This window comes from Kocuria aegyptia (assembly GCF_039530085.1).
GTDB lineage: Bacteria > Actinomycetota > Actinomycetes > Actinomycetales > Micrococcaceae > Kocuria > Kocuria aegyptia.
Genome location: NZ_BAAAOA010000016.1, coordinates 1 through 20,552 on the forward strand (window position 1 = coordinate 1; position 20,552 = coordinate 20,552).

At 67.1% G+C, this 20,552-nt stretch carries 21 protein-coding genes and 2 pseudogenes; 11 read left to right on the top strand and 12 right to left on the bottom strand.

Annotated features, from left to right (window positions below; all coding sequences use genetic code 11):
* Window positions 1-291 precede the first annotated feature (291 nt).
* The 4 genes and pseudogenes from ABD220_RS07645 to ABD220_RS07660 form a co-directional block, all read right to left on the bottom strand.
* Window positions 292-1,445 (bottom strand): annotated as a pseudogene (locus tag ABD220_RS07645) (IS3 family transposase).
* Between the two features lie 212 nt (window positions 1,446-1,657).
* On the bottom strand, window positions 1,658-2,221 hold the full coding sequence (locus ABD220_RS07650; protein WP_344121303.1) for a hypothetical protein: 564 nt from the start codon (window positions 2,219-2,221) through the stop codon (window positions 1,658-1,660).
* Window positions 2,222-2,586: 365 nt separating this feature from the next.
* Window positions 2,587-2,835, bottom strand: a pseudogene (locus ABD220_RS18060) (transposase); the annotation flags it as partial.
* 248 nt (window positions 2,836-3,083) lie between these two features.
* Window positions 3,084-3,869 carry a formate/nitrite transporter family protein gene (locus ABD220_RS07660; RefSeq protein ID WP_344121305.1) on the bottom strand — a complete coding sequence of 262 codons (786 nt, stop codon included), beginning with the start codon at window positions 3,867-3,869 and terminating at the stop codon, window positions 3,084-3,086.
* A 218-nt stretch (window positions 3,870-4,087) separates the two neighbouring features.
* Between ABD220_RS07660 and ABD220_RS07665 the strand changes: the two genes are divergently transcribed.
* Together ABD220_RS07665 and ABD220_RS07670 are read left to right on the top strand one after the other, a co-directional pair.
* On the top strand, window positions 4,088-5,557 hold the full coding sequence (locus ABD220_RS07665; RefSeq protein WP_344121307.1) for a phospholipase D-like domain-containing protein: 1,470 nt from the start codon (window positions 4,088-4,090) through the stop codon (window positions 5,555-5,557).
* A 154-nt stretch (window positions 5,558-5,711) separates the two neighbouring features.
* On the top strand, window positions 5,712-6,149 hold the full coding sequence (locus ABD220_RS07670; RefSeq protein ID WP_344121309.1) for a hypothetical protein: 438 nt from the start codon (window positions 5,712-5,714) through the stop codon (window positions 6,147-6,149).
* A 78-nt stretch (window positions 6,150-6,227) separates the two neighbouring features.
* Here ABD220_RS07670 and ABD220_RS07675 read toward each other — a convergent pair whose 3' ends face one another.
* Complete coding sequence (locus ABD220_RS07675; RefSeq protein WP_344121311.1) at window positions 6,228-6,638, bottom strand: hypothetical protein; 411 nt, start codon at window positions 6,636-6,638, stop codon at window positions 6,228-6,230.
* 354 nt (window positions 6,639-6,992) lie between these two features.
* On the opposite strand from ABD220_RS07675, the gene ABD220_RS07680 reads away from it, so the two are divergent.
* Window positions 6,993-7,847 carry a metallophosphoesterase gene (locus tag ABD220_RS07680; protein WP_344121312.1) on the top strand — a complete coding sequence of 285 codons (855 nt, stop codon included), beginning with the start codon at window positions 6,993-6,995 and terminating at the stop codon, window positions 7,845-7,847.
* 27 nt (window positions 7,848-7,874) lie between these two features.
* Here ABD220_RS07680 and ABD220_RS07685 read toward each other — a convergent pair whose 3' ends face one another.
* The 4 genes from ABD220_RS07685 to ABD220_RS07700 all read right to left on the bottom strand — a co-directional run bounded on the left by ABD220_RS07685 (window position 7,875) and on the right by ABD220_RS07700 (window position 10,671).
* Window positions 7,875-8,384 (bottom strand): hypothetical protein, encoded by a 510-nt coding sequence (locus ABD220_RS07685; protein WP_344121314.1) that lies wholly within the window; start codon window positions 8,382-8,384, stop codon window positions 7,875-7,877.
* A 140-nt stretch (window positions 8,385-8,524) separates the two neighbouring features.
* Window positions 8,525-8,881, bottom strand: a complete 357-nt coding sequence (locus ABD220_RS07690; RefSeq protein WP_344121316.1) for a four-helix bundle copper-binding protein — start codon at window positions 8,879-8,881, stop codon at window positions 8,525-8,527.
* Between the two features lie 112 nt (window positions 8,882-8,993).
* Window positions 8,994-9,527, bottom strand: a complete 534-nt coding sequence (locus ABD220_RS07695; RefSeq protein ID WP_344121318.1) for a hypothetical protein — start codon at window positions 9,525-9,527, stop codon at window positions 8,994-8,996.
* A gap of 256 nt (window positions 9,528-9,783) precedes the next feature.
* The gene (locus tag ABD220_RS07700) at window positions 9,784-10,671 is read right to left on the bottom strand and encodes an alpha/beta fold hydrolase (RefSeq protein ID WP_344121320.1); all 888 of its coding nucleotides are present in this window, start codon (window positions 10,669-10,671) and stop codon (window positions 9,784-9,786) included.
* Window positions 10,672-10,942: 271 nt separating this feature from the next.
* Between ABD220_RS07700 and ABD220_RS07705 the strand changes: the two genes are divergently transcribed.
* Window positions 10,943-11,443 (top strand): hypothetical protein, encoded by a 501-nt coding sequence (locus tag ABD220_RS07705; protein ID WP_344121323.1) that lies wholly within the window; start codon window positions 10,943-10,945, stop codon window positions 11,441-11,443.
* Window positions 11,444-11,495: 52 nt separating this feature from the next.
* On the opposite strand, the gene ABD220_RS07710 is transcribed toward ABD220_RS07705, so the two are convergent.
* Complete coding sequence (locus ABD220_RS07710) at window positions 11,496-12,065, bottom strand: DUF2238 domain-containing protein (RefSeq protein WP_486326941.1); 570 nt, start codon at window positions 12,063-12,065, stop codon at window positions 11,496-11,498.
* Window positions 12,066-12,340: 275 nt separating this feature from the next.
* Between ABD220_RS07710 and ABD220_RS07715 the strand changes: the two genes are divergently transcribed.
* Window positions 12,341-13,621, top strand: a complete 1,281-nt coding sequence (locus ABD220_RS07715) for an AI-2E family transporter (protein WP_344121327.1) — start codon at window positions 12,341-12,343, stop codon at window positions 13,619-13,621.
* A gap of 35 nt (window positions 13,622-13,656) precedes the next feature.
* Here ABD220_RS07715 and ABD220_RS07720 read toward each other — a convergent pair whose 3' ends face one another.
* Window positions 13,657-13,887 (bottom strand): hypothetical protein, encoded by a 231-nt coding sequence (locus ABD220_RS07720; RefSeq protein ID WP_344121328.1) that lies wholly within the window; start codon window positions 13,885-13,887, stop codon window positions 13,657-13,659.
* A 542-nt stretch (window positions 13,888-14,429) separates the two neighbouring features.
* Between ABD220_RS07720 and ABD220_RS07725 the strand changes: the two genes are divergently transcribed.
* The 4 genes from ABD220_RS07725 to ABD220_RS07740 all read left to right on the top strand — a co-directional run bounded on the left by ABD220_RS07725 (window position 14,430) and on the right by ABD220_RS07740 (window position 17,859).
* Window positions 14,430-15,128 (top strand): Pr6Pr family membrane protein, encoded by a 699-nt coding sequence (locus ABD220_RS07725; RefSeq protein WP_344121329.1) that lies wholly within the window; start codon window positions 14,430-14,432, stop codon window positions 15,126-15,128.
* 152 nt (window positions 15,129-15,280) lie between these two features.
* Window positions 15,281-15,754, top strand: a complete 474-nt coding sequence (locus ABD220_RS07730) for a hypothetical protein (protein WP_344121330.1) — start codon at window positions 15,281-15,283, stop codon at window positions 15,752-15,754.
* Between the two features lie 668 nt (window positions 15,755-16,422).
* On the top strand, window positions 16,423-16,962 hold the full coding sequence (locus tag ABD220_RS07735) for a hypothetical protein (protein WP_344121333.1): 540 nt from the start codon (window positions 16,423-16,425) through the stop codon (window positions 16,960-16,962).
* Between the two features lie 273 nt (window positions 16,963-17,235).
* On the top strand, window positions 17,236-17,859 hold the full coding sequence (locus ABD220_RS07740; protein WP_344121335.1) for a hypothetical protein: 624 nt from the start codon (window positions 17,236-17,238) through the stop codon (window positions 17,857-17,859).
* Window positions 17,860-17,948: 89 nt separating this feature from the next.
* On the opposite strand, the gene ABD220_RS07745 is transcribed toward ABD220_RS07740, so the two are convergent.
* Window positions 17,949-18,218 (bottom strand): hypothetical protein, encoded by a 270-nt coding sequence (locus tag ABD220_RS07745; RefSeq protein WP_344121337.1) that lies wholly within the window; start codon window positions 18,216-18,218, stop codon window positions 17,949-17,951.
* 38 nt (window positions 18,219-18,256) lie between these two features.
* Between ABD220_RS07745 and ABD220_RS07750 the strand changes: the two genes are divergently transcribed.
* Window positions 18,257-19,339, top strand: a complete 1,083-nt coding sequence (locus tag ABD220_RS07750; protein ID WP_344121339.1) for a hypothetical protein — start codon at window positions 18,257-18,259, stop codon at window positions 19,337-19,339.
* Between the two features lie 246 nt (window positions 19,340-19,585).
* Window positions 19,586-20,359 carry a hypothetical protein gene (locus ABD220_RS07755; RefSeq protein WP_344121341.1) on the top strand — a complete coding sequence of 258 codons (774 nt, stop codon included), beginning with the start codon at window positions 19,586-19,588 and terminating at the stop codon, window positions 20,357-20,359.
* The last annotated feature ends 193 nt before the right edge of the window (window positions 20,360-20,552 follow it).

Below are 20,552 nucleotides of genomic sequence, written 5' to 3' on the forward strand. Positions count from 1 at the left end.
ACACCTCGGAACCGACACGCTCCCTAGCGCCGCCATCACCGAGCAGACAAACTAACCACAACCATGTGGCCCACTATTCGACGAGCACTACCGGCCCACAATTCCAAGAGCGCTGACACGGGGGTCGAGGGATCGGGTGCAGGCTCCGGTGGGGCAAGTCCCGGTCATTGCCCCGGGCACTGGCGCTGCGCGGAGCCCTGGTAATCGGGAACCGGACGGGCCGGGACTGCCCCGAGTTTGGCTGACTCTCTGACCTGCCCCACGGTTCGCTTACCCCACGAGGTCTGAAGATCAGGCAGGGATAGACGGTGGTTCGTAGCGTAGTTCGTGGGTGACCGGGGACTCGTAGTTCAGCTGTGAGTGACGCCGTTGACGGTTGTAGAAGATCTCGATGTACTCGAAGATCGCGTTGGCCAGATCGATCCGGGTGCGCCACCTCTTCCGATTCAGCAGCTCGATCTGCATGGACGACCAAAACGATTTCATCATCGCGTTGTCGTAGCCATCCCCGATGGTCCCGAAGGATGGCATAAGCCCTGCGGCACGGATCCGGCGGGTGAAAGCCCAGGAGGTGAACTGCACGCCGTGGTCGGCGTGCACGATCCCGCCCGGTGCGGGCCGGCGGTTCTTGATGGCCATGTCGAGGGCATTGACCACCAGGGAGGAGTCCTGATGGTTGTCGATGGACCAGCCGACGATCCGGCGGGAGAACGCGTCCAGCACCGCGCAGCAGTAGATTTTTCCTTCTCGCGTGGGGTGCTCGGTGATGTCGGTGACCCACAGCTCATTGGGCGCCAGGCGGTGGAACTTGCGGTGCACGAGGTCATCGGCGGTGGCGATCCCTTTGAGTTTCTTTACCTTGGCCGGGCCTGAGAGCCCGGCGATCCCGGCGAGACTCATCAAGACGGCCACCGGGTTCTCACTGACGACGACGTCCATGTCGCGGGTGAGCTCGGGCGTGGACCCGGCGGGAGCCGTAAGTGCCGCGGGAGGCGGTGTGCACCTCCCGGATCAGCCCGGTCAGCCACTGCCGACGCATCGCTGTGGGCGAGAGAGGCCGGTTCTTGTACTGGTAGTAGCCGGGACTGCTCACCCCGAGCAAACGGCAGCAGACCTTGACGGGGTGCCCGGCGTCGACGAGCTCATCGATCACCGGATGGATCCTTTGGGTCGGGACGGTCCTCCCCGAGCAGCTTTGCGGCCCTCTTGAGGATCTCGACCTCGGCCTCGAGGGCCCGGATGCGTTTCTTCGCCTTCGCCAGCTCCGCTGACTCCTGGGTCGTGAGCCCGGATCGCTCCCCGCGGTCGATCTGGTCCTGGCGGACCCAGTTGTGCAATGCACCGGCGCTGATCCCGAGTTCGGCGGCCGTGGCAGTGATGGTCTTGCCGGCCCGTACGAGGGCGACGGTACGGAGACGGAACTCGGCAGGGAAGGGTCGCGGCATGGTCGGAGCCTCTCGAGGAGATGCACCGCTTCACACCAGCAAGGGCAAGCGGGCCGTGGGGCAGGTCAAGAAGTCAGGTGAACCGGGGGCAGCCCCCGATAACCAGGCGGCATGGCACATTGCTCCTTATTTTCCATCAATGCCGACCGCGAATTGCCAAGACAGTAATGTCCCTTGTCCTTTTCGGTCTTGCACCGGATGGGAGCGGCGGATCAGTGCTCGTCGGCCTGCTGGCCTCCCACGAAGGCCTCGTCGCCGGGCTCCGCCGGGACGTTGGACGGGTTGGCCGGGGTGGACGGGGCCCCGCCAGGGATGTACTCGGCGTAGCGGGGGAAGGTGTGGTCGAGTACCGGCACGGAATCGGTCACGGACTGGCCCGCGGCGCTGATCTCGGCCTCGACCATGAGCCCGGGCATGGCACCGACCGGGTCGAGGATCACGGGAGCGGCATCCTCGAGCTGCACGGTGCTCCCGGCGGGGACGACGATCTCGCCCGTGGCGCCGTCCGCGTCCACCGTGACGGTGATCTCCTGCTCGGCGTTGTTGGTGAGGCTGCCCAGGAGGCGGCCCGGGGCGTCAGCGCTCTGGGCCACGATCAGCAGGTTGGTCGCCTTCAGGTCGCCCATCTCCACCACGATGCCGTCCGCGGGCGCGTAGCCCACCTCGGCGGTGGCCACCGGGTTGATGTAGGTGCATCCGGTGGCGGTGAGCAGGGCGGCCACGGCGGCGGCACTGAGGCCTGCGCGCTTCAGGGACTTGCGGGCGGCGGTTTTCATGGCGCGTACTCCTCAGGAGCCCAGGACGATGTCCCGACCAGTTTATCGGGTGCGGATAAACGGAAGTCGACTACTTTAGAAGCACATGGCCCGGGATTGATAAGGCCACGATCGTGACGATGGCTGGGAGCCCAGCACGTTCGACTGCGGTGTCCCTCGAATGCCCTGTGGGCCGCGGTCAGTAGGCAGGCTTCGATCGCAGTCCGAACGATGCCCCATCGCTGCTAATTCGACGCAACCAAGCGCCGTTGAGCTGACGGACCCCTAGTGGCGTTTACAGTAGACAACACCTCTCCTTTCGTCTTGGCGGGCCCTTTTTGCCTGCGGTCAAGCTCTCTGGAGTGGTGTAGCGATCCTTCGTGCGGGGATGAGGCGGTAAGGGCGGTCAGGGGGTCGGAGCTCACCTCGCTCCCGGCGTCGGCGACGGTGGTGAGTCGGCACCGGGTGAGGACCTCCAGGCCGAGGTAGCGGCGGCCCTCGGCCCACTCGTCAGTCTGCTCGGCCAGCACCGCACCCACGAGGCGGACGATGGCCGCTCGATTGGGGAAGATCCCGACCGCGTCGGTGCGGCGCCGGATCTCCTTGTTCAGCCCCTCGGCCGGGTTGTTGGACCAGGGCGGCGGCCGCGGCGGTTGTGCGCAGTGTGGGGCGTCGGGACGGTGTCACGGTGAACCTCCTGCAGGTGGGCCGCTGGCGGGCGAGCCTGTGGCGTGCGAATCGGCTGATCCCCGGCCATATGCACAGGTGAGGAAGGGAAACAAGGATGAGGGAGCCCGCAGGCGGGGCTGGCGCACATCGTGATCATCCCGTGTCCGACAGGGCGGCAACCAAGCAACGATGCCTCGGTTCGGGGCTGTGGAGGTCATTCGGTTCCGGGGGAGCTCTTGGCCTGGACGGTGTGGGTGAGAGTCATCAGCAGCAGCCCGCCGACGAGGTTCCCGGCGACTGCCAGCCCGAAATTTTGCCCCAGGTCCCCGACGGTCACGGCCGCGCCGAGCCAGAGCCCGAAGAGCAGGTGCAGCCCGGAGACGACGACGTGGTCGAAGGGGCCCAGGGCGAGGAAGACCCCAACCAGGTAGGCCAGCACGATGCGGGCGGTGGCCGAGTCGGCAGCGTGTAACAGGTAGGAGAGCAGGGTCAGCAGCGTGCCGGCGGCGATGGCGCGAGCGAAGGTAGCCCACCCGCTCTTGGCCGCGACGTCCTCGGCGACCGACACGAGGACCTCGTGGGCCCCGGCCGGCAGTGCGCCCTCGATGGTGAAGATCGCGGCCATGACCGTCCCGCCCACCAGGTTGAGCGCCAGTACCAGGATCCACAGCCGCCCCAACCGGAACCAGACTGAAGCCCCCTGCCGGTCGATGGCCGCGGCGACGGGGTCGAAGAAGTTCTCGGTGAACAGCTCGGAGCGACCGATCACGAGGAACACCACGCCGGTGCCGAAGGCCAGGGCCCCGGCCAGTTTCCCGGGGCCGGTGCCGAGGCTGGGGGCGATGAGCTCTTCGGTCATGGACAGGGCGACGATGCCGAAGACGATGGTGACCCCGGCGATGAACCCGGTCGAGGCCTGTTCCAGGGGCGGCATGGACAGCCGCCGCGCCCCCTCCTCTTTAGCGCGGTCGTAGATCTGGGCCGGGTTTGGTGCGCTCATGGACCACACCTACTCCACCCCTCGACTGGGGAGCAATCGATTCCCGATCCAAGGGCAGTGATAGCACGGGTCGGTGCGGGCATCACCACGCACCGTGGACACCGGTTTCCCGGTGGCCGTGCAACGGCCCGACCATGATGCCAGTGCTTTCCGGGGCATCTCGTTAGTGCTGCTGGCAGCTCGGTGGTCCCTGGATGGGATGCTCGTAGGGCGGGCGGATGGACATTCCTCACCTGCTGTGGAACACCGTCCCGCCGTGGGCGGGGGCTGCGTTCTTCGCCGTGGATCTGGTCATCCGGCTACTGGCGCTGGGCACGATTCCGCACAACCGGCGTCCTTCGGCGGCCTGGGGCTGGTTGCTGGTGATCTTTTTCTTCCCGATCTTGGGCGGGCTGGTGTTCCTTCTCCTGGGCCGGGCGGATCTGCCCGAGGTCCGGAAGCGGAAGCAGCGGGAGGCGGTGGAGAGGGTCGATCCCGGGGATGCCGAGGACAGGGTCCGGCAGCTCGAGCGTTTGCCGGATTGGGTGGCTGAGACAGTGCGGCTGAACCAGCACAACGGTGCCTTCCCCGTGTCCGGCGGGCACCGGATCGAGGTCATCGGCGACTACGACGTGTCGCTGGCCGCAATGGCCGAGGCGATCCGGGGCGCGGAGCGGTATGTGCACTTCGAGTTCTACATCGCCGTGGCCGAATCCAGCACCGAGCCGGTGATCGCCGCCTTGGAGGAGGCCCACGCCCGTGGAGTGAGCGTGCGGGTGCTCATCGACCACCTCGGCGCGGCAGGCTACCCCGGGTACCGGCAGTTCGTGCGCCGATTGGAGGCGGCCGGGATCGACTGGCGGCGGATGTTGCCGGTGCGGCCCTGGCGTGGGGAATACCAGCGCCCGGACCTGCGCAATCGCCGCAAGATCCTCGTGGTCGACGGCACCGTGGCGTTCACCGGCTCGCAGAACGTCATCGATCGCAGCTACAACAAGGCCAAGAACAAGAAGCGGGGCCTGCAGTGGATTGGGATGACGGTCCGCATCCACGGCCCGGCTGTCGGGCACCTGGACGCGCTATTCGCCACGGATTGGTACTGCGAGACCGACGATCTGATCCAGGATCCGACCACGGATCCGGGCCCGTTCGACGGGAACTTGGCCTGTCAGGTGCTGCCGTCCGGGCCGGGGTTGGGTCAGGAGTCGAACCTGCAGTTGTTCAACCACCTGTTCGCCTCCGCCCGATCCCGGATCACGGTGTGCAGCCCGTACTTCGTGCCCGAGGACTCGATGTACAACTCCCTGCGCACCGCGGTGGGCCGCGGGGTGGCGGTGGACCTGTACATGGGGGAGACCTCCAACCACGCGCTCACCCACCACGCCCAGCGGTCTTTCTACGAGCGGCTGATCCGTGACGGGATCCGGATCCATCTCTACCGGTCCCCTTACGTGCTGCACTCCAAGTTCGTGCTCATCGACGAGGAGACCGCGGTGGTGGGCTCCTCCAACATGGACATCCGCTCCTTCGTGCTCGACCACGAGGTCAACCTCATGGTCGTCGGCCCCGACTTCGTGGCCCGGCTGGAGGAGCTCGTGGCGGACTATCGGCAGCACTGCCATGAGCTTCAGTTGGAGGACTGGTTGGCGAGGCCCTGGTACCAGAAGTATTTCGACAACACCGCCCGGCTCACCTCCGCCCTGCAATGACCTAGGGAGCGCTCGAAGGGTGGGCATGGAGGGGCTGACAAGGGGGTATCGACTTGCCGCCCAGGACTTCGTTATTCCTGTGTGACGGGTTTCCGGAATAGGCCGGAGGCTGAGCTCCGACGGTGGACAGGTCAGTAGCGAATGATCCCCTCGTATGGAGAACATCATGTTGACCAGCTCGAAGATGAAGATTTCTGCTCTGCCAGCTGCGGCCGCTTTCGCCTCCGCGCTGATGGTCGGCTGTGCCGAGGAGACTCCGGTGCAGGAGGCGCAAGAGGGAGATGCCTCCGCTCAGGCGGCGATCCTCAACGAGACGGTCACGATGCAGAATGAGGTCACCGAGATCGTGGGCCCGAACCTGTTCACCGTCGGTGAGGACGACACCCCGGTCGTGGGGGGCGATGCCGCCGCCCAAGACCTCCAGGACGGGGACATGGTCCAGGTCACCGGCACTGTCCGCCAGATCGTGGAGACCGACATCGAGACCGGCTGGGGAGTCGACTTCAACGACGACGAGACGTCCTATCTCATCGAGCGTGAGCTCGACCTCGGCGTGGTTGCCGAGGACGTTCAGGTCATCGAGGACAACTAGACTCTGGCCCCCACGACGAAGGAAGCCCTTGCCACCGGTGCGGTAGGAAGGTTTTCCTTCGTCGAGTGAACCGGGTACCTACTCGACGACGGTGACGGTGGCCTCGGTGAGGTAGGGCTCGGACTCCCGATTGACGAGGTAGTTGGCGGTCTCCTCATCGGTGAGCCGCATCAACCGATCCCGGTCACCAGGTTCACTGAACAGATCACCGGCGGCCACGGTGCCGGTGGCCTCGACCTCGTCACCGGGGCGCAGATCGGCCGGCATCTCCGTCACAAAAACCACGGTCAGTTCATCTCCCATGGTCAGGAACTCCTCACCATAGATGCCCTCCACCTCATTGGTGAGGGTGATCTGCTCCCCGACCAGTTCCTCGGTGGAGACCTCCGACTGGTCCAGCTCGGTCAGCCGGGTCTCGTCCTGGCACCCGGTCAGCAACAGGGCACCGGTCAGGCCGGCGGCGGCGACAATACGTGTCCGATGAGTCATCTGCGTGCTCCTTGGTGCTCCGGTGACGGTGTGCAAGGTGGCCGGTCCTCGACCTGTGTCGTCCCACCCTAGCGAGCACAGGTGATGGATGGGATGAGAGGCCGGGCAGGCGGGGCCGCGGGCCCGGCGTGCCTGTCACCGCACGTCGCGTCATGGTGGGTCCGGCCCGTCCCGTGGGTGATCGTTAGGGTGGGGGACCAGTGACCCAGCAGCCGGCGTGCTGCCTGCGAACCGGCGGAGACGCCCGCCGGTTCGCAGGCAGCAGCAGAAAGGGCATCGATGCACTCTTTCGCACATGCTGACGGCGGCCGCCGGCGCCGGCGCGGTCGTGCCAGGTCGTGGTTCACGGGTTTGGTGGCGGTGCTGGCCGTCCTGGGCCTGGTGGTGACCGGGTACGGGGTGGCGGTCGAGCCGCGGCTTATCCTCGACGAGGAGCGCATTCAGGCCCGCATTCCCGGACTGAGTCCGGAGTGGGAGGGGGCGCGGGTGATGGTGTTCTCCGATCTGCAGGTGGGTATGTGGTGGGACAACACCTCGATGATCGACCGTGTGGTGGAGAACACTGTGGCCGCCGATCCGGCGGCGGTGCTGCTGCCCGGGGACTTCCTCTACCAGAGCGAGACCAGCATCCAGGAACGGGTGGATGATGTAACCCGGCTGCTGGAACCCCTGACCGCTGCGCAGATTCCGGTGTACGCGGTGATGGGCAACCATGACTACGCCGTCGGGGCCGTCGAGGAGCTCACCACTGCCTTCGAGGACCAAGGCGTCGAGGTCTTGGCCAACGAAGCCGTCCTGCTGCCCGCTCCCGGTGGCGGCCGCGGGTCGGGACTGTTCCTGGTTGGGGTGGGGCCGGCCGCGGTCGGGAAAGCCGAGCCGGAGGAGGCCCTCGATGACGTACCGGAGGCGGCACCACGGCTGGTGATGATGCACAACCCCACCACGTTCCCCGAGCTGCCCGCCGGTGCGGCCCCGATGGCGGTGGCCGGGCACACCCACTGCGGCCAGATCGCGGTTCCTTTGCTGTCGCGGTGGTCTTATCTGGGGCTGAGCGAGGAGGAGGAGCTCGTCGCAGACGGCTTCGCCCCGGAAGGCTACGGGGCTGAGGGCAACGAGATGTTCGTGACCTGTGGGATCGGCTTCAGCCTGTTGCCGGTGCGGATCAACGCCCCGCCCCAGCTGGTCACGATCGAGTTGCACCGGGCCTGAACTGGCCCGGTGCCCGCCCGGGTAGGACTACTCGGCGCCGAGACTGGCCTGGTCCAGGTAGGGCTGGCCGATGTGGCGGTCGTAGAACCCGACCTCGTTGTCCACGTCGTCCTGGTCGGCCCGGGCATGGAAGTTCGTCTCCAGGGTACCGGTGACCTCCACGACCGCGCCTTCCTCGGCGTCGGGGAAGGCGTACTGGGCGCTGACCAGCAACGGGTCCGCATCCGGGTTGTCGGGGTCGGTGAGGACCATCGCGGAGCGGGAGGGCACCAGGTCGGCGACTTCCCCGGTGAGGCGCACCTGCTGCCCTGAGTAGGAGGCCACGTTCGTGCGGAAGTCCTCGTTGTAGGGCCCGGTGTAGGCGGCGGTGGCCTGATCACTCGGGGTCTGCTCGGTCTGGGCTGGGCTGGATTCGGTCTCGGGGGCGGGTTCCGGGGGGTCGCTGGTGCCGCAGCCGGTGCTCACCCCGACGGCGGCGGCCAGAGCTAGGGCACCGGCCAGCTTCCGTGCTTGAAGTTGGTGGTGGGTGGTGTTCATGGTGGTTCCTCTCGTCGTCGAAGCGGCGCACTGGGTGTTGGCCGAGGAGTTGCCCCCGCTGGGTGATCTGCTGCTGGGCCGGCAGACGCGGACCGCATCATGGGCCAGGTTGCCCCGGGGCGGTGGTGGATGCCCCGTCGTCAGCCCAGGGCGGTGATCAGGTCCGCGCAGGCTACTTCGCATCGGCAGTAGGCTTCGGCACAGATGCGGCAGTGCTCGTGCCGGTCCGCGAGGGTTTCGCACTCCTCGGCGCAGGCCTTGGCCACCATCCAGCAGGCCCGTAGCACGGCCAGGTTGATGCTGCCGTCGTAGCCGGTGTGCCGGGAGAGCACGTTGCCTGTGGTTGCGCACAGATCCGCGCTGTCCAGGCTGGTGCGGATGCACTGGGCCAACTCCGCCACCGTGTCCTCGGACGGACGCGCATCGGCACCGGCTGTGCAGGTCGGGGCGCACTCGAAGCAGGCAGCGATGCGGGCAGTCAGCTTCACTTCCTCCACCGACCCGAGGTCCTTCGGATATTGCCTGGGCGCGGACAAGGGCGTCCGTGTCGGGACAGGGATAGCTCTACGCTACGGGGAGTCGGTCACCAGCCGGCGGCTCGATAGGGTCCTACTCCTCCGGTATCAGCTGCACGTCGGTGGCCTCGATGTAGGGCTGCTGGTCATGGTCCTGGTAGAGCTCGTCGGTGAACTCTTCCTGGGCCTGGTTGTCCAAGGTCGAGGGGTCGAAGGCCTGCTGGACGGTGCCGGTGACCTCCACGACCTGGCCTTCCTCGATGTCGACCTGGTCCATGTTGTAGAGCACCAACAGCGGGTCCACGGTGTTCTCCGCGGTGCCGGCGATGACCAGGGCGTCGTCGCTGATGACGTCGCTGACCTCGGCCGAGAGCGTGACTTGCTGACCGACGTAGGTCTCACGCTCGTCGTAGAAGTCCTGGTCGTAGTTGCCAATGAAGGTGTCTCCGGCTGTGGGATTGTTCTCCGGGGCAGGCGAGGACTCCAGGACCTCGCCCTCGGTGACGTCCTCGACGTCGGTGCCGGTCTCGGGGCCTTCGGTGCTGCAGCCGCCCAGGCCCAGTCCGGCGACGGCGGCGAGGGCTGCGGCGGTGGTGCGGGCGGTGGGGCGGCGATCACGGGTGGTCATTTGGTGCCTCCTGGATGAGCTGCTGCGCTGGGCCCGGTACGGTGGGCCCGGTGCGCGGCGAACCTGCGGTGGACCGGCCGACCGTAAGCACGCTGAGCTGGGCCTTTCAACAGCAGCAGTGCCCACAGGCCGGACATGGCCGGAAACGTGACCGGGCCGTGATCACCTCCGGTGTGACTTCGCCGGATGTGCTGAGGATGTACGCAGGTTCGGAGGTAGCTGCCCCCGCTGGCGGCCGGCTCGACTGATTGGTCTCTCATCCGCCGTCTGGGCCGCCCGTGGGTAGGACGTGGGCGACCCAGCGTGTGATCTGCTTGGCGACGAGCTCGGGGCGGGTCAGGGACAGCATGTGGCCCTCCCCGGGAAGGCTGAGGAGCTCCCCGTCGGGCAGTGCCCCCATCAGCTTGCGCAAGTCTTCCTCAGACACCTCGGGGTCCGCACTGCCGTGGATCACCAGCGTGGGCACCGGCAGGTCCGGGGCCATCCGGCTGCCGTCGTGGCTGATGCTGGCCAGCGTGGTGCGGACCAGTGCGCGGGGGCGGCTGTTGAGGAAGTCCTCCCGGACCCGGGCGACGATTTCGCGCGGGGCCTCGGCGGTGAAGGCGAACCGGCGGACGAGCCGGTCGGAGAGAACCTCCACAGAGCGGATCCGCTTGCCGATCAGCACGACGGTGCGCAGCACTTTCATCCAGCCCAGGCGCAGGGCTGCCTGCACCGGCGCCGGCAGTGCGCGTGCTGGGAAGCCGGGGAAGGTGACGGTGGACCCGCCGGAGCCGGCGAACACCGCTCCGGCCACTCGGTCGTTGCCGCAGTGGTGGGCGCGGGCGACGATGATGCCCCCGCCGAGGCTGTTGCCGACCACCACGGCGGCCGAACCGTCGCGGACGACCTCGTGCAGCACCGCATCGAGATCCCTGGCATGGGCCTCCATGGTGTAGTCGCCGCTGCGGGCGTCACCGCTCTGGGCGTGCCCGCGCAGGTCGTAGGCCACCACGTGGTGCTCTGCGGCGAGCAGGTCAGGGACCTTTCCCCACGAGTCGCTGGAGAGTCCGAGTCCGTGCACCAGTACGACGATCGGGGCGTCGGCGGGCCCCCAGGCGGTCAACGCCAGCCGGGTCCCGTCGAAAGACGTCACGTCAGCCATCGGTGCACTGCTCCTTGGATCGGTGCGGGCTGTCTCGCCCATCGCCATGTCCCACCCTAGAGGCGCCGACTCACTCCGCGGCAGGGGGCGGAGACCACCGGCCCGCTGGAAGCCCGGGCGGTCACGGTCAGGTCACAAGTTCCCGGGCGGGGGCGCACGATGTGGTGCCAGCCTTGCCGTGGTTGCGCCGCCCTCTCTAGCGTGAGGATCCCGAAGCCGGCAGCCGTGCAGGTCACCCCCGGGGTTTCCCACTCACAATCGGAGGCACACGATGAGAATCCGCGACCGAAGCTCGACCCGCGTGCTGAGCGCGATGCTGGCTGCTGTGACCGTACTGGGTCTGGTCGGGTGCAACCAGGACGACCCGGTCCCGGCCGAAGGGGAGTTCATGGGCAACCCCACCCCTTATGGCGTAGGCACCCCTACGGAGGAGAACAAGGTCGTCTACGAGGGCCAGTACAACCAGGAGTTCATCAACGAGGCCGAGAACTATGTCGGGCAGCAGGTCACGATCTCGGGGCAGGTGAGCCGGACGCTGTCCCCGGAGACGTTCGCCATCGCCGGTCCGGCCGACCCGATGCTGATCGTGGAGGAGCGGGAGATCCCGGCGGTGACAGACGGTGAGTCCGTGGAGATCACCGGCATGATGCAGGAGAGCTTCTCGGTGGTCGAGGTCGAGGAACAGCTTGGGATCGATCTGGAGGACGAGCTGTACGCGGACTTCCAGGGAGAGAACTACGTCATGGCCACCCAGGGCTGGGCCGGCGGGTAGATCCGTCGAAGGACCGCAGGACCCGATCGGCTCACGGCGGGCCGTGGGCGGTTCAGATATCGGTGTGCCGCCGCGCCCAGCGGAGTACGAGGAGGCCGGCGAGGAGGGAGCCGCACATTCCGGCGAACAGGTCGATGATGGTGTCGGTGTAGCCCACGAGCATGCCCTGCGGGCTGATTTGCTCGACCACCCACTCGTAGTACTCCCACAGCACCGCCGCGGCCGACCCGACGAGGCCCACCCACACGACCGGGGCCCATGTCCGCATTGACCGCCCGGTCCTGCGGGCATCGGGCAGCAGGCCGGCGTCCACCAGCAAGAAGTAGGACACCGCCGCCAGGCTGCCCGGGGTAAGGACGTGGACGATCGTGTCGAAGTGCGGGATCTCCGCATACCAGCGTTGCACCGAACCCCACATCGCCAGCAGCACCAGCACCGCGAAAGCCGCCACGAACCCGGTGGGCACCTTCGCCCGCTGGGTCAGCAGCAGCACCAGCATCACCGCCGCGAAACGCAAAACCCCGTCCCAGTGCTGCATCACTGCTAGACCTATGGCACTGGCCGCGGCGACGGCTATAGCCGCGAGGAACACCCACGATCCCACTCTGCTTCCCGTGCTCATCCATTTACGCTACGGCCCCGGTCCATGCTCCGCCAACGCCCAACCGTGGTGCGGGGCCCGTCGTGACCGGCGCGCAAGCGACTGGGCCGGAGGAGGGTTGTGCGCACCACGGCACAGTTGCTCCTGTGACCGTGCGCGGGACCGGCGGGATTTCCACCGGAGTACGACGGTGTGTATCCGACCGCTCGTTGTTGGACTACCGCACCGGAGCAGCTCCACAGTCAGGGACGAGAGCTCCCCAGAGTGATGAGCGGTGCCCGTGTCAGGATGTCGCCATGCCTTCGACTCCGCACGACGGGCGGCGTGCCGCCGATCCGCTGCCCCACGGGCAGCTGCGCCCGCTGCGCAGTGAGGCCGCTTCGGGGGTGGCGGTGCCGGTGCGGGTGGCCGCGGCGTGGTCGTGGCGACTGATCATCGTTTTGGTAGCCGTGGGCCTGTTCGGGTATCTGCTGTCGAAGATCACGGTGGTGATGATCCCGGTGCTCATCGCCGGGCTACTGGCCGGTCTGCTTTTCCCACTCGTCAAGTGGATGCGGTCCCGTCGCGTCCCGGCGGGGGCCGCTGCAATGGGGACGGTGCTCGCGCTGATCAGCTTCGTGGTGGGGCTGCTGGTCCTAGCCGGCCGCCAGATCGTGCTGGGCTTCGCCCAGCTCTCCGGCAGCGTGGTCACCGGCACCCGGCAACTGCTGGACCGGCTGGAGAACAGCCCGCTGGAACTTGGTGTGGGCAGCTTCGACGGCTGGATCAGGGACTTCGAAGCCACGGTCGAGGCCAACAGTGAAGCGATCCTGGACGGGGCGATCTCCTTCGGCTCCACCGCCGGCAACGTGCTCACCGGCTTGGTGATCCTCATCTTCACCCTGCTGTTCCTGCTCATGGACGGGGAAAGAATCTGGTTGTTCCTGGTCCGGCTCTTCCCGGTACCCGCCCGCCGGGCGGTCAACGGGGCCGGCCGCCGAGGATGGCACTCCCTGGTGCAGTACGCCCGGGTCCAAGGTCTCGTGGCCTTCATCGACGCGGTGGGTATCGGGGTCGGCGCGGCCCTGCTCGGAGTGCCCCTGGCGCTGCCCATCGGCATCCTCGTGTTTCTGGGCTCTTTCATCCCCATTGTGGGGGCGGTGGCCACCGGGGCGGTCGCGGTGCTGGTGGCACTCGTGGCCCACGGAACCACCAACGCGCTGCTGATGCTCGGTGTGGTGCTGCTCGTCCAACAGATCGAGTCCAACATCTTGCAGCCGCTGATCATGGGCAAGGCCGTTTCTCTGCACCCCCTGGCGGTGTTCCTGGCGGTGGCCACCGGCTCGATCCTCTACGGCATCCCCGGGGCGCTGTTCGCGGTGCCGGTGCTGGCCTTCACCAACACCGCGGTGCGCTATCTCACCGGTGGCTGCTGGCGGACCGACGACGAGATCGTCTGGGAGCCCTACTACTACCCGTGGGAAATCAAAAAGCGCGCACAGATCCACCAGCTCACTCCGGAGCAGATCATGGCCCAGCTGGAGCGCTTCCGCCGGACCCGGGCGAAGGAACGGGCTCGGGCGAAGGACAAGCACTAGGACCAGCAGGCGAAGACCCTGCCCACGGCAGGAGCTCAGCGACGGTCCTGGCAGGTGTCGGTCAACCAGGCCCTGATCTGCTCGAGGGATTCCTCCAGGGCCGCATTGTCGAGCCGCGGCGCCTCGCGCGGGGCCGGTCCGGCCGTGGAGGATTGGTAAGCCGTGAGGTCCTCCCCGTAGCTGTCGACCAGCAGCTGGATCCGGGCGTAGTGGGAGGCCAGGGCCGGCGGGGCGCTCTCGAGGCTGGTTCGCACCTGGTTCTCCACCTGCTGGAGGTCCTCTGCGCGTCGGCTTACCGGCAGGCTGGAGGAGAGCAGGGACAGGGTCACCACATCCGTGGCGACCCCTGTGCACGCTTCTTCCCGGCTGCCGTACGCCCCCCACGGTCCTTGCGTCGGCGCCGGAGAGGTACTGCTGGTGGCGTGCGGTGCGCTCGGGGCCCTCGATGGCAGCGCCGAGTTGCCGGGATCCTCCGACCCCGAGGGACCAGGATCTGCGCAACCGGTCAGGACCGTGCAAAGGACCGCCGGGACCACAACCCACCTGCTGAGCCGGGCACGAACTGCCGTGTGGGCCGGATTGGTGGGTGACGGCTTCGTCATCGTTTCGCCCTCGCGTCATCGACCTGGGGTGTTCCCCACTGTAGGCGCCTGCCGGGCCCGACGGTCGCTGAAGACGTCCCCGTGCTTCAATCCCGGGCTTACCGCCTAGCCTGGGATCGGACAGGGCAGGGCGTGCATCTGGGGTGTGCGCACGGAACTCCCGCTGTGGCCGGTGCACTACCGGCCGGTTCGAGGAAGGGAAGACCGTGCGGTTCGTCGTCCTCATGGTGCGGGTCATGGCCCTGGCCCTCGCCTTTTGGGCCGTGGTCTCCCGGGCGGACTGCGCCCTGGTCACCGGGACTTGCCGGGGCTTCAATCTGTTCAGCTACTTCACCATCCATAGCACCATCCTGTTGATCCTGGCCGTGCTGCTGGCGACGTTCCACGCGGCCGTCAGCAGGGCCGAGCCGGTGTGGTTGACCGTCTTCCGGGCCGTGGCCACCACCTACATGGTCGTCTCCGGGGCCGTGTTCACCGTGCTGCTGGCCAACGCCGAGCTGTTCGGCCATTTGTTCCTAGTACCGCCGTCCTCGAAGGTCCTGCACTTCGTGTTGCCCGTCTACGCGGTCGCCGACTTCCTGGTGGGCCCTTACCGGAACCGCCTGCGGTGGTCCACCGTGTGGGTGGCGATGATCTTTCCTGTCCTGTGGGCGCTCTACACCCTCGTCCGGGGCCGGCTGGTCGATTGGTACCCGTACTTTTTCCTCGACCCGCACGTGGTCGGCGGCTACCACGCCGTGGGCATGTACGCCCTGGGACTGTCGGGGTTCATCCTGCTGGTGGCCCTGGGCGTGGTTGCTACCAGCCGAGTGCCTCTCCTGTGGGGCGCACCCGTGGGCCAGCACAAGCCCGTCGAGCCGCTCCAGCCGAGCGGGAATCGCACGAAATCCCAACCCAGCAGGTAACTGAACGCGTTGGCTCCACCCGCAACCGGGAACCACACCAGTTGGTCGATCAATTCTCGGGCAAGATGGTTTTCCCCCAACCAGGGCGAAGGCCCCTGTCCTGGTGGAGACTATGACAAGCCCGCTCCCTAAGCTCTTCCACGGCCGAACCCGTGACGCAACTTGTCTTTTCGGTGAGGGGTCCGCAGGCGCTGAGGCCCTCCATCTTTTCCATCAATGACGATGATCGGCTGGCCACCAGAGAGGACGTCCAGATGCGCAGAGGCAACGTGACCGCCTATGTCCTCGTTGGGTTGGGCACGGCGGGCGCGATCGGTGTGGGCAGTGTGGTCCGGATGAGCTACGCGGCCGTCGGCGTGCTCCTGGCAGTGGTGGCGGTCATGGTCTTGAGCATCTATGAGCGTTCGAGCGTGGACGAGCAAGCCGGTGTAGCCGCTTCAGGAGCAGAAAATGCGGTGCTGATCGTGATGACGCTCTTACTGGGTGTCAGCGTGGTGAGCGTCCTTGTCACCGGGGTCTTCCGGATCCTCGAAGGCGCTGCGCTGCGGGGAGCCTCGTGGCTGGCCTTGGGATGTCTCCTGGCTGGGGTCGGCATCAAGTTCCTTCACGACCACTGGTCCCGCTGAGGCCGTCCCTCCATCCACCCCATCGGCGGGGTCGTGAGTCAATGCCAGCGGGTGCGGCCCAGGTATGCAGCAGTTCCTGAGATGCCTCTTCGGCCGGAGGCTGGGACTTGTTCCGGGTGCTGTGAAGGTCCAGAGAGGAGGGTTTGCCGGCGGACATGTGGGGGTAGTGGCGCAACCACGAACGGGGTGTAGGGCTGCTCGTCCCCAGGGAGGACACACGGCACGGGGTTGCTACGGCATCGGGTTCTTTCAGCGCCGACCTTGCCGGGAACGATCTCAGTGCAGGCGTGGTCTCCTGCCCCACGACATCTCGTCTCTTCCCCGGAAGAGACGCCATGCTACGCCGGTCGGGGACTCCAGGCGGGCATTGCGGCACTGCACCCTTATTCCGCGCCTGGCGGTGGTCCCCTGGATCCGTTGCATGGTGGCGGTCCTCGGGAGGGCGGTCGATTACAGGTGCGTCACAGCTTCCGGTGCGAGAGCCTGTAGCTGGTGACGTCCCGCCCCTAAGCTTCCCTGGTATTGCGCTACTGCGGCCGGGGAAGGTCCGCAGAGTCCAATGTTTTCCCTTGTGGTGCCGGGAATCCAGTTTCACGGTAGAGGTATGGGCACTCGGGCCGCTGAGCAGCGGGAGCCGGGCGCCACCTACCAGCTCCAGGGAGCACACCATGAAAACCCAGAAGCGCTACACCACCCGCAAGACCGCAGCTGCCCTGGTCGCCGCCGCAGGCCTGGGGCTGGCCGGTTGCGGCACTGAAGGCCCGGAAGCCGGCACCGATGTCGAGGACATCACTGACGGTGAGGTCGTCGAGAGCTCCGCCCCCGCCACCGATGGCGCCACAGACGGTGCCACGGACGGCGCCGCATCGATGGTCTACGAAGGTGACTACAACCAGGAGTTCTACGACGAAGCCACCACCTATGTAGGCCAGCAGGTCACCGTCTCCGCGGAGGTCAGCGAAATCCTCTCCCCGGACACCTTCGCGATCGCAGGTGCCGTAGACCCGTTGCTGATCATCGAGGACGGAGAGATCCCCGCTGTGGACGAGGGGCAAGTCGTGCAGGTCACCGGCACCGTGCAGGATAACTTCACTGTCACCACTGTGGAGGACTCACTGGGAGTCGATCTGGACGACGAGCTGTTCACCGACTACGAAGGTGAGCCGTACATCATGGCCACCAGCGGGGAGATCCTCGAGCAGGAATGAACCAGCGCACCACCGCCTCACCCCAAGGTGTCACTGGCACAGAACTCTTCCCCGACAGTCCCGCCAAAGGGGACAGGAATGCCCTCACCAACACCGAGGGGCATGGACGCGATGACGGTGGAGCGTGCTGACGACCCAGTAGAACCTCCCCGGCCGGGCAGAAAGCACCGAGGTGTTGGTGCTGTGCTCGGCCGGTTTGGCTCAGACCATCACCGTCGGGCTCTAAATCATCAGGCCCGGTGGATCCGGTCACACAAGCGTAAGGAGAACGTCATGACTGCCCAGCACCACTCCGGAGCCACCACGCCGAAAGGGCGACGCAACGATGTCGTCGCCGCGGAGAAAGACGAATACGGGGGCATGAAGTTCGGTTCGGCGTTCTTCGGCTGGCTCACTGCCACCGGGATGGCGGTACTGCTCACGGCCCTGGCCTCGGCCATCGGGGCCGGGGTAGGGGCGGCCACCAACACCGATCCAGCGCAGGTCGCCCAGCAAGCCACTCAGGACGCGACCACGGTAGGGATCGTCAGCGGGATCGTGTTGGCCGTGATCCTGCTCATCGCTTACTTCTGCGGCGGCTATGTGGCCGGACGCATGGCCCGCTTCGACGGGGCCAAGCAGGGCATCGCGGTGTGGCTGTGGGCGATCCTGATCGCCATCGTCCTGGCCGTGTTCGGTGCCGTGGCGGGATCCCAGTTCAACGTCCTGTCCCAGCTCAACGGCTTCCCCCGGATCCCGGTCGGGGAAGGCGCCCTGACGACTGGGGGGATCATCGCGCTGATCATCGCCGTCCTGGTTCCGCTGATCGGTGCGGTGCTGGGCGGGAAGGCCGGGATGCGCTTCCACCGCAAGGTCGACCAGGTCGGGACCAATCACCAGGCCGGCCTGGGCGGCTGAGGCCCGGCAACCCCTGCCGGGTCGGTCGGCCTGGGGCCACTGGTGCGGTGGCCACGGGGCGGCTGCGGCAGTGGTGATCGACGGATGGGTCAGGGCCTGGGCTGAAGGGCCTCGGCGGTGGTGAGCATCGGATGGTCGCGGCAGTAGGCGATCATCACCCCGTGGAAAGATCGGGCCCGCGCTGCCTGCTCGGAGGTGCCGGTGCGCACCCCACGGGACTTGAGCCGTTGCTGCTGGCCCAGGCGGACGGTCATGGCCGGGTCGGCCACCAGGATGCCAAAATCACCCCAGGTGCGGTCCTCGGCCTGAACGAGGGCCCCGTTGATGGCCCGGAACAGTCCGTTGGCCGGGGCCCCCACAGAGGCGCCCCGCGTCTCGGGTGATGGAGGAGTGAGACGTGCAGACGCTGACTGTGGGGGTGCTGGCCGACCCGGGCTTGCCGGAGAAAGTGGCCCGATCGCTCACCGACGGATTGTTCCAGGACTTGACGGATCAGGCCGAGCCCGGGGTGGGCACCCGGTGGGTGGTGGAGGTCAGCCGCGAGACCCTGCCCCTGACGGCCGAAGGCGACATTCCCCTGCTGGATCATGCCGGTCGATTGCGCGAGGAGCACGGCTGGGACTACGTCGTGTACCTGACAGACCTGCCCCGGGCCCACGGCGGGGACCCGATGCTGTGCGAGGTCAGTGCTGAGGCCGCGGCGGCGCTGATCTCGCTGCCGGCCCTGGGGGCCGATCACTTCTCGGGCAAGGCCCGCAAGCTGCTGGCCACCCTGGTCGGCTCCATCCGGACCGGCACCGAGGACTACCCCTCACCGGCGGCGATGCACCAAGCCCTGGGCCGGACCGCGGTGCGCCGGACGTCACCGGCGGGGAGCGGGGACGCCTCCTACATCGTGCTGCCCGGGCGGATGAACCGGGTACGGTTGCTGGCCGGCATGGTGCTGAGCAACCGCCCCGGTCGGCTGCTGCCGGCCCTGGCCAGCTGTGTGGCCGCCGCGGCCGCCACCGGCGCCTTCGGCATCTTCTACGCCTCCATCTGGAACATGTCCGACGCCCTGTCCCCGCTCCGGCTGGCCATGATCAGCGTGGTGGTCACCGCGGCGCTGAGCGGATGGCTGATCTTCCACAACAATCTCTGGAACCGGCCCCGGGACGCCGAGATCACCTGGCGGGCCCGGTGGGACAACGCCTCCACGGTGATCACCGTGTGGTTGAGCGTGGCCATGATGTACGCGTTGCTGTGGTCGGTGCTGTTCCTGGTGGGCCTGGCGGTGATCGAGGCCGGTTACCTCCAGTCCCAGCTGGGCCACCCGGTGACCCTGCTGGACTACGTGCACCTGTCCTGGCTGGCCGCCTCACTGGGCACCCTGGCCGGGGCGCTGGGCTCGAACTTCGACAGCGACGAGGCCATCCGCGAGGCCACCTACAGCCGGCGCGAGCACCAGCGCCGCCAACTCGGCGACACCTCCGAGGATTGACCCCAAGCGGCCATGATGCCGCGCCGAGACACAGGCACCTCTCACCGCCCCAGTTGCAGCGATCCCGGGCCCGTGGCGGTGCATCCCGGCCCTGTCCCCGTGGTTTGCCTAGGCTCGCCGGCAAGTTGATCGTTCGGACCCTGCCGGCAACAGGCAAGGAGACCATTGGTCTGTGGTTCGGCGAGGGTTGACACCTCGGGGTCGCCCACCGTGACGCATCACCGGCGAGGAGACGGAGGACCCGACATGGACCTGCAGATCAGCACGACCCAAAGCCTGTGGATCGCCCTGGGACTGGGGGTGGTGCTGGCCGCCCTGCACCTGGGCGCCCCGCACATCCGCAAACTTCCCTTGGTGCCCGAGCGCTACACCGCGTCCTTCGCCGGCGGACTGGCCGTCGCCTACGTGTTCTTGCACCTACTGCCCGAAATCGCCGAAGGCAACGAAGCGGTGGGCGAAGCCCTCTCCGACGTGCTGGATCCCACCCCATTACTGGAACTAGGCATTTTCCTGGTCGCCTTGGCGGGGTTCACCGTGTTCTACGGCCTGGAACGGCTCGCCCGCCGCCAGGGGCCGAACCGCCGCGGAAGCGGGGAATCCCCGGGGGTGTACTGGCTGCACCTGGGCTCTTTTCTGATCTACAACGGGCTGATCACCTACACTATGGCCCTGCGCGTGCGCACGGGATTGCTGTTCGCGGTGCTGTTCACCGTGGCCATGGGCCTGCACTTCATCCTCACCGACCGCGGACTGGAAGAGCACTACCCACACCGGTTCCGGGCCACGGGCCGGGTTCTGCTGGCGGCTGCTCTGCTCACCGGATGGGTTCTGGGCGCGATCGCCGCCCCGACCAGTACTTTGCTGGTCTCATTGCTGACAGCGCTGCTGGGCGGGTCCATCCTGCTCAATGTGTTCAAAGAAGAGATCCCCGCAGACCGCGATTCCAGTTTCGGATGGTTCTGCGTCGGCCTGGTCCTCTACGCCGGCCTGCTGACCATCATCACGGCCATGCAAGGCTGAGCAGAAGCACGAAGCTTCGGGGCCGCCGCACGGGGTGGTGCTGGGCGGATTCCTGCGCTGACCCATCACCCTGACACACAGGGCATCGCCAGGGCCGACCTGGTGCCTACCGGGACGAACCCGCGCGCCTCCTACGGCTCCTTCGCCGAGCTTGAGGTCGCCTGCACGGCGTTCTGCACGAAAATCAACGAGC

Coding starts and splice junctions, on each gene's coding strand:
- ABD220_RS07715 (WP_344121327.1), top strand. CDS start 12,341: ATGCCTTCGACTCCGCACGACGGGCGGCGTGCCGCCGATCCGCTGCCC.
- ABD220_RS07700 (WP_344121320.1), bottom strand. CDS start 10,671: ATGGCTGACGTGACGTCTTTCGACGGGACCCGGCTGGCGTTGACCGCC.
- ABD220_RS07705 (WP_344121323.1), top strand. CDS start 10,943: ATGAGAATCCGCGACCGAAGCTCGACCCGCGTGCTGAGCGCGATGCTG.
- ABD220_RS07695 (WP_344121318.1), bottom strand. CDS start 9,527: ATGACCACCCGTGATCGCCGCCCCACCGCCCGCACCACCGCCGCAGCC.
- ABD220_RS07650 (WP_344121303.1), bottom strand. CDS start 2,221: ATGAAAACCGCCGCCCGCAAGTCCCTGAAGCGCGCAGGCCTCAGTGCC.
- ABD220_RS07665 (WP_344121307.1), top strand. CDS start 4,088: ATGGACATTCCTCACCTGCTGTGGAACACCGTCCCGCCGTGGGCGGGG.
- ABD220_RS07685 (WP_344121314.1), bottom strand. CDS start 8,384: ATGAACACCACCCACCACCAACTTCAAGCACGGAAGCTGGCCGGTGCC.
- ABD220_RS07670 (WP_344121309.1), top strand. CDS start 5,712: ATGGAGAACATCATGTTGACCAGCTCGAAGATGAAGATTTCTGCTCTG.
- ABD220_RS07675 (WP_344121311.1), bottom strand. CDS start 6,638: ATGACTCATCGGACACGTATTGTCGCCGCCGCCGGCCTGACCGGTGCC.
- ABD220_RS07755 (WP_344121341.1), top strand. CDS start 19,586: ATGGACCTGCAGATCAGCACGACCCAAAGCCTGTGGATCGCCCTGGGA.
- ABD220_RS07660 (WP_344121305.1), bottom strand. CDS start 3,869: ATGAGCGCACCAAACCCGGCCCAGATCTACGACCGCGCTAAAGAGGAG.
- ABD220_RS07735 (WP_344121333.1), top strand. CDS start 16,423: ATGAAAACCCAGAAGCGCTACACCACCCGCAAGACCGCAGCTGCCCTG.
- ABD220_RS07710 (WP_486326941.1), bottom strand. CDS start 12,065: ATGAGCACGGGAAGCAGAGTGGGATCGTGGGTGTTCCTCGCGGCTATA.
- ABD220_RS07740 (WP_344121335.1), top strand. CDS start 17,236: ATGACTGCCCAGCACCACTCCGGAGCCACCACGCCGAAAGGGCGACGC.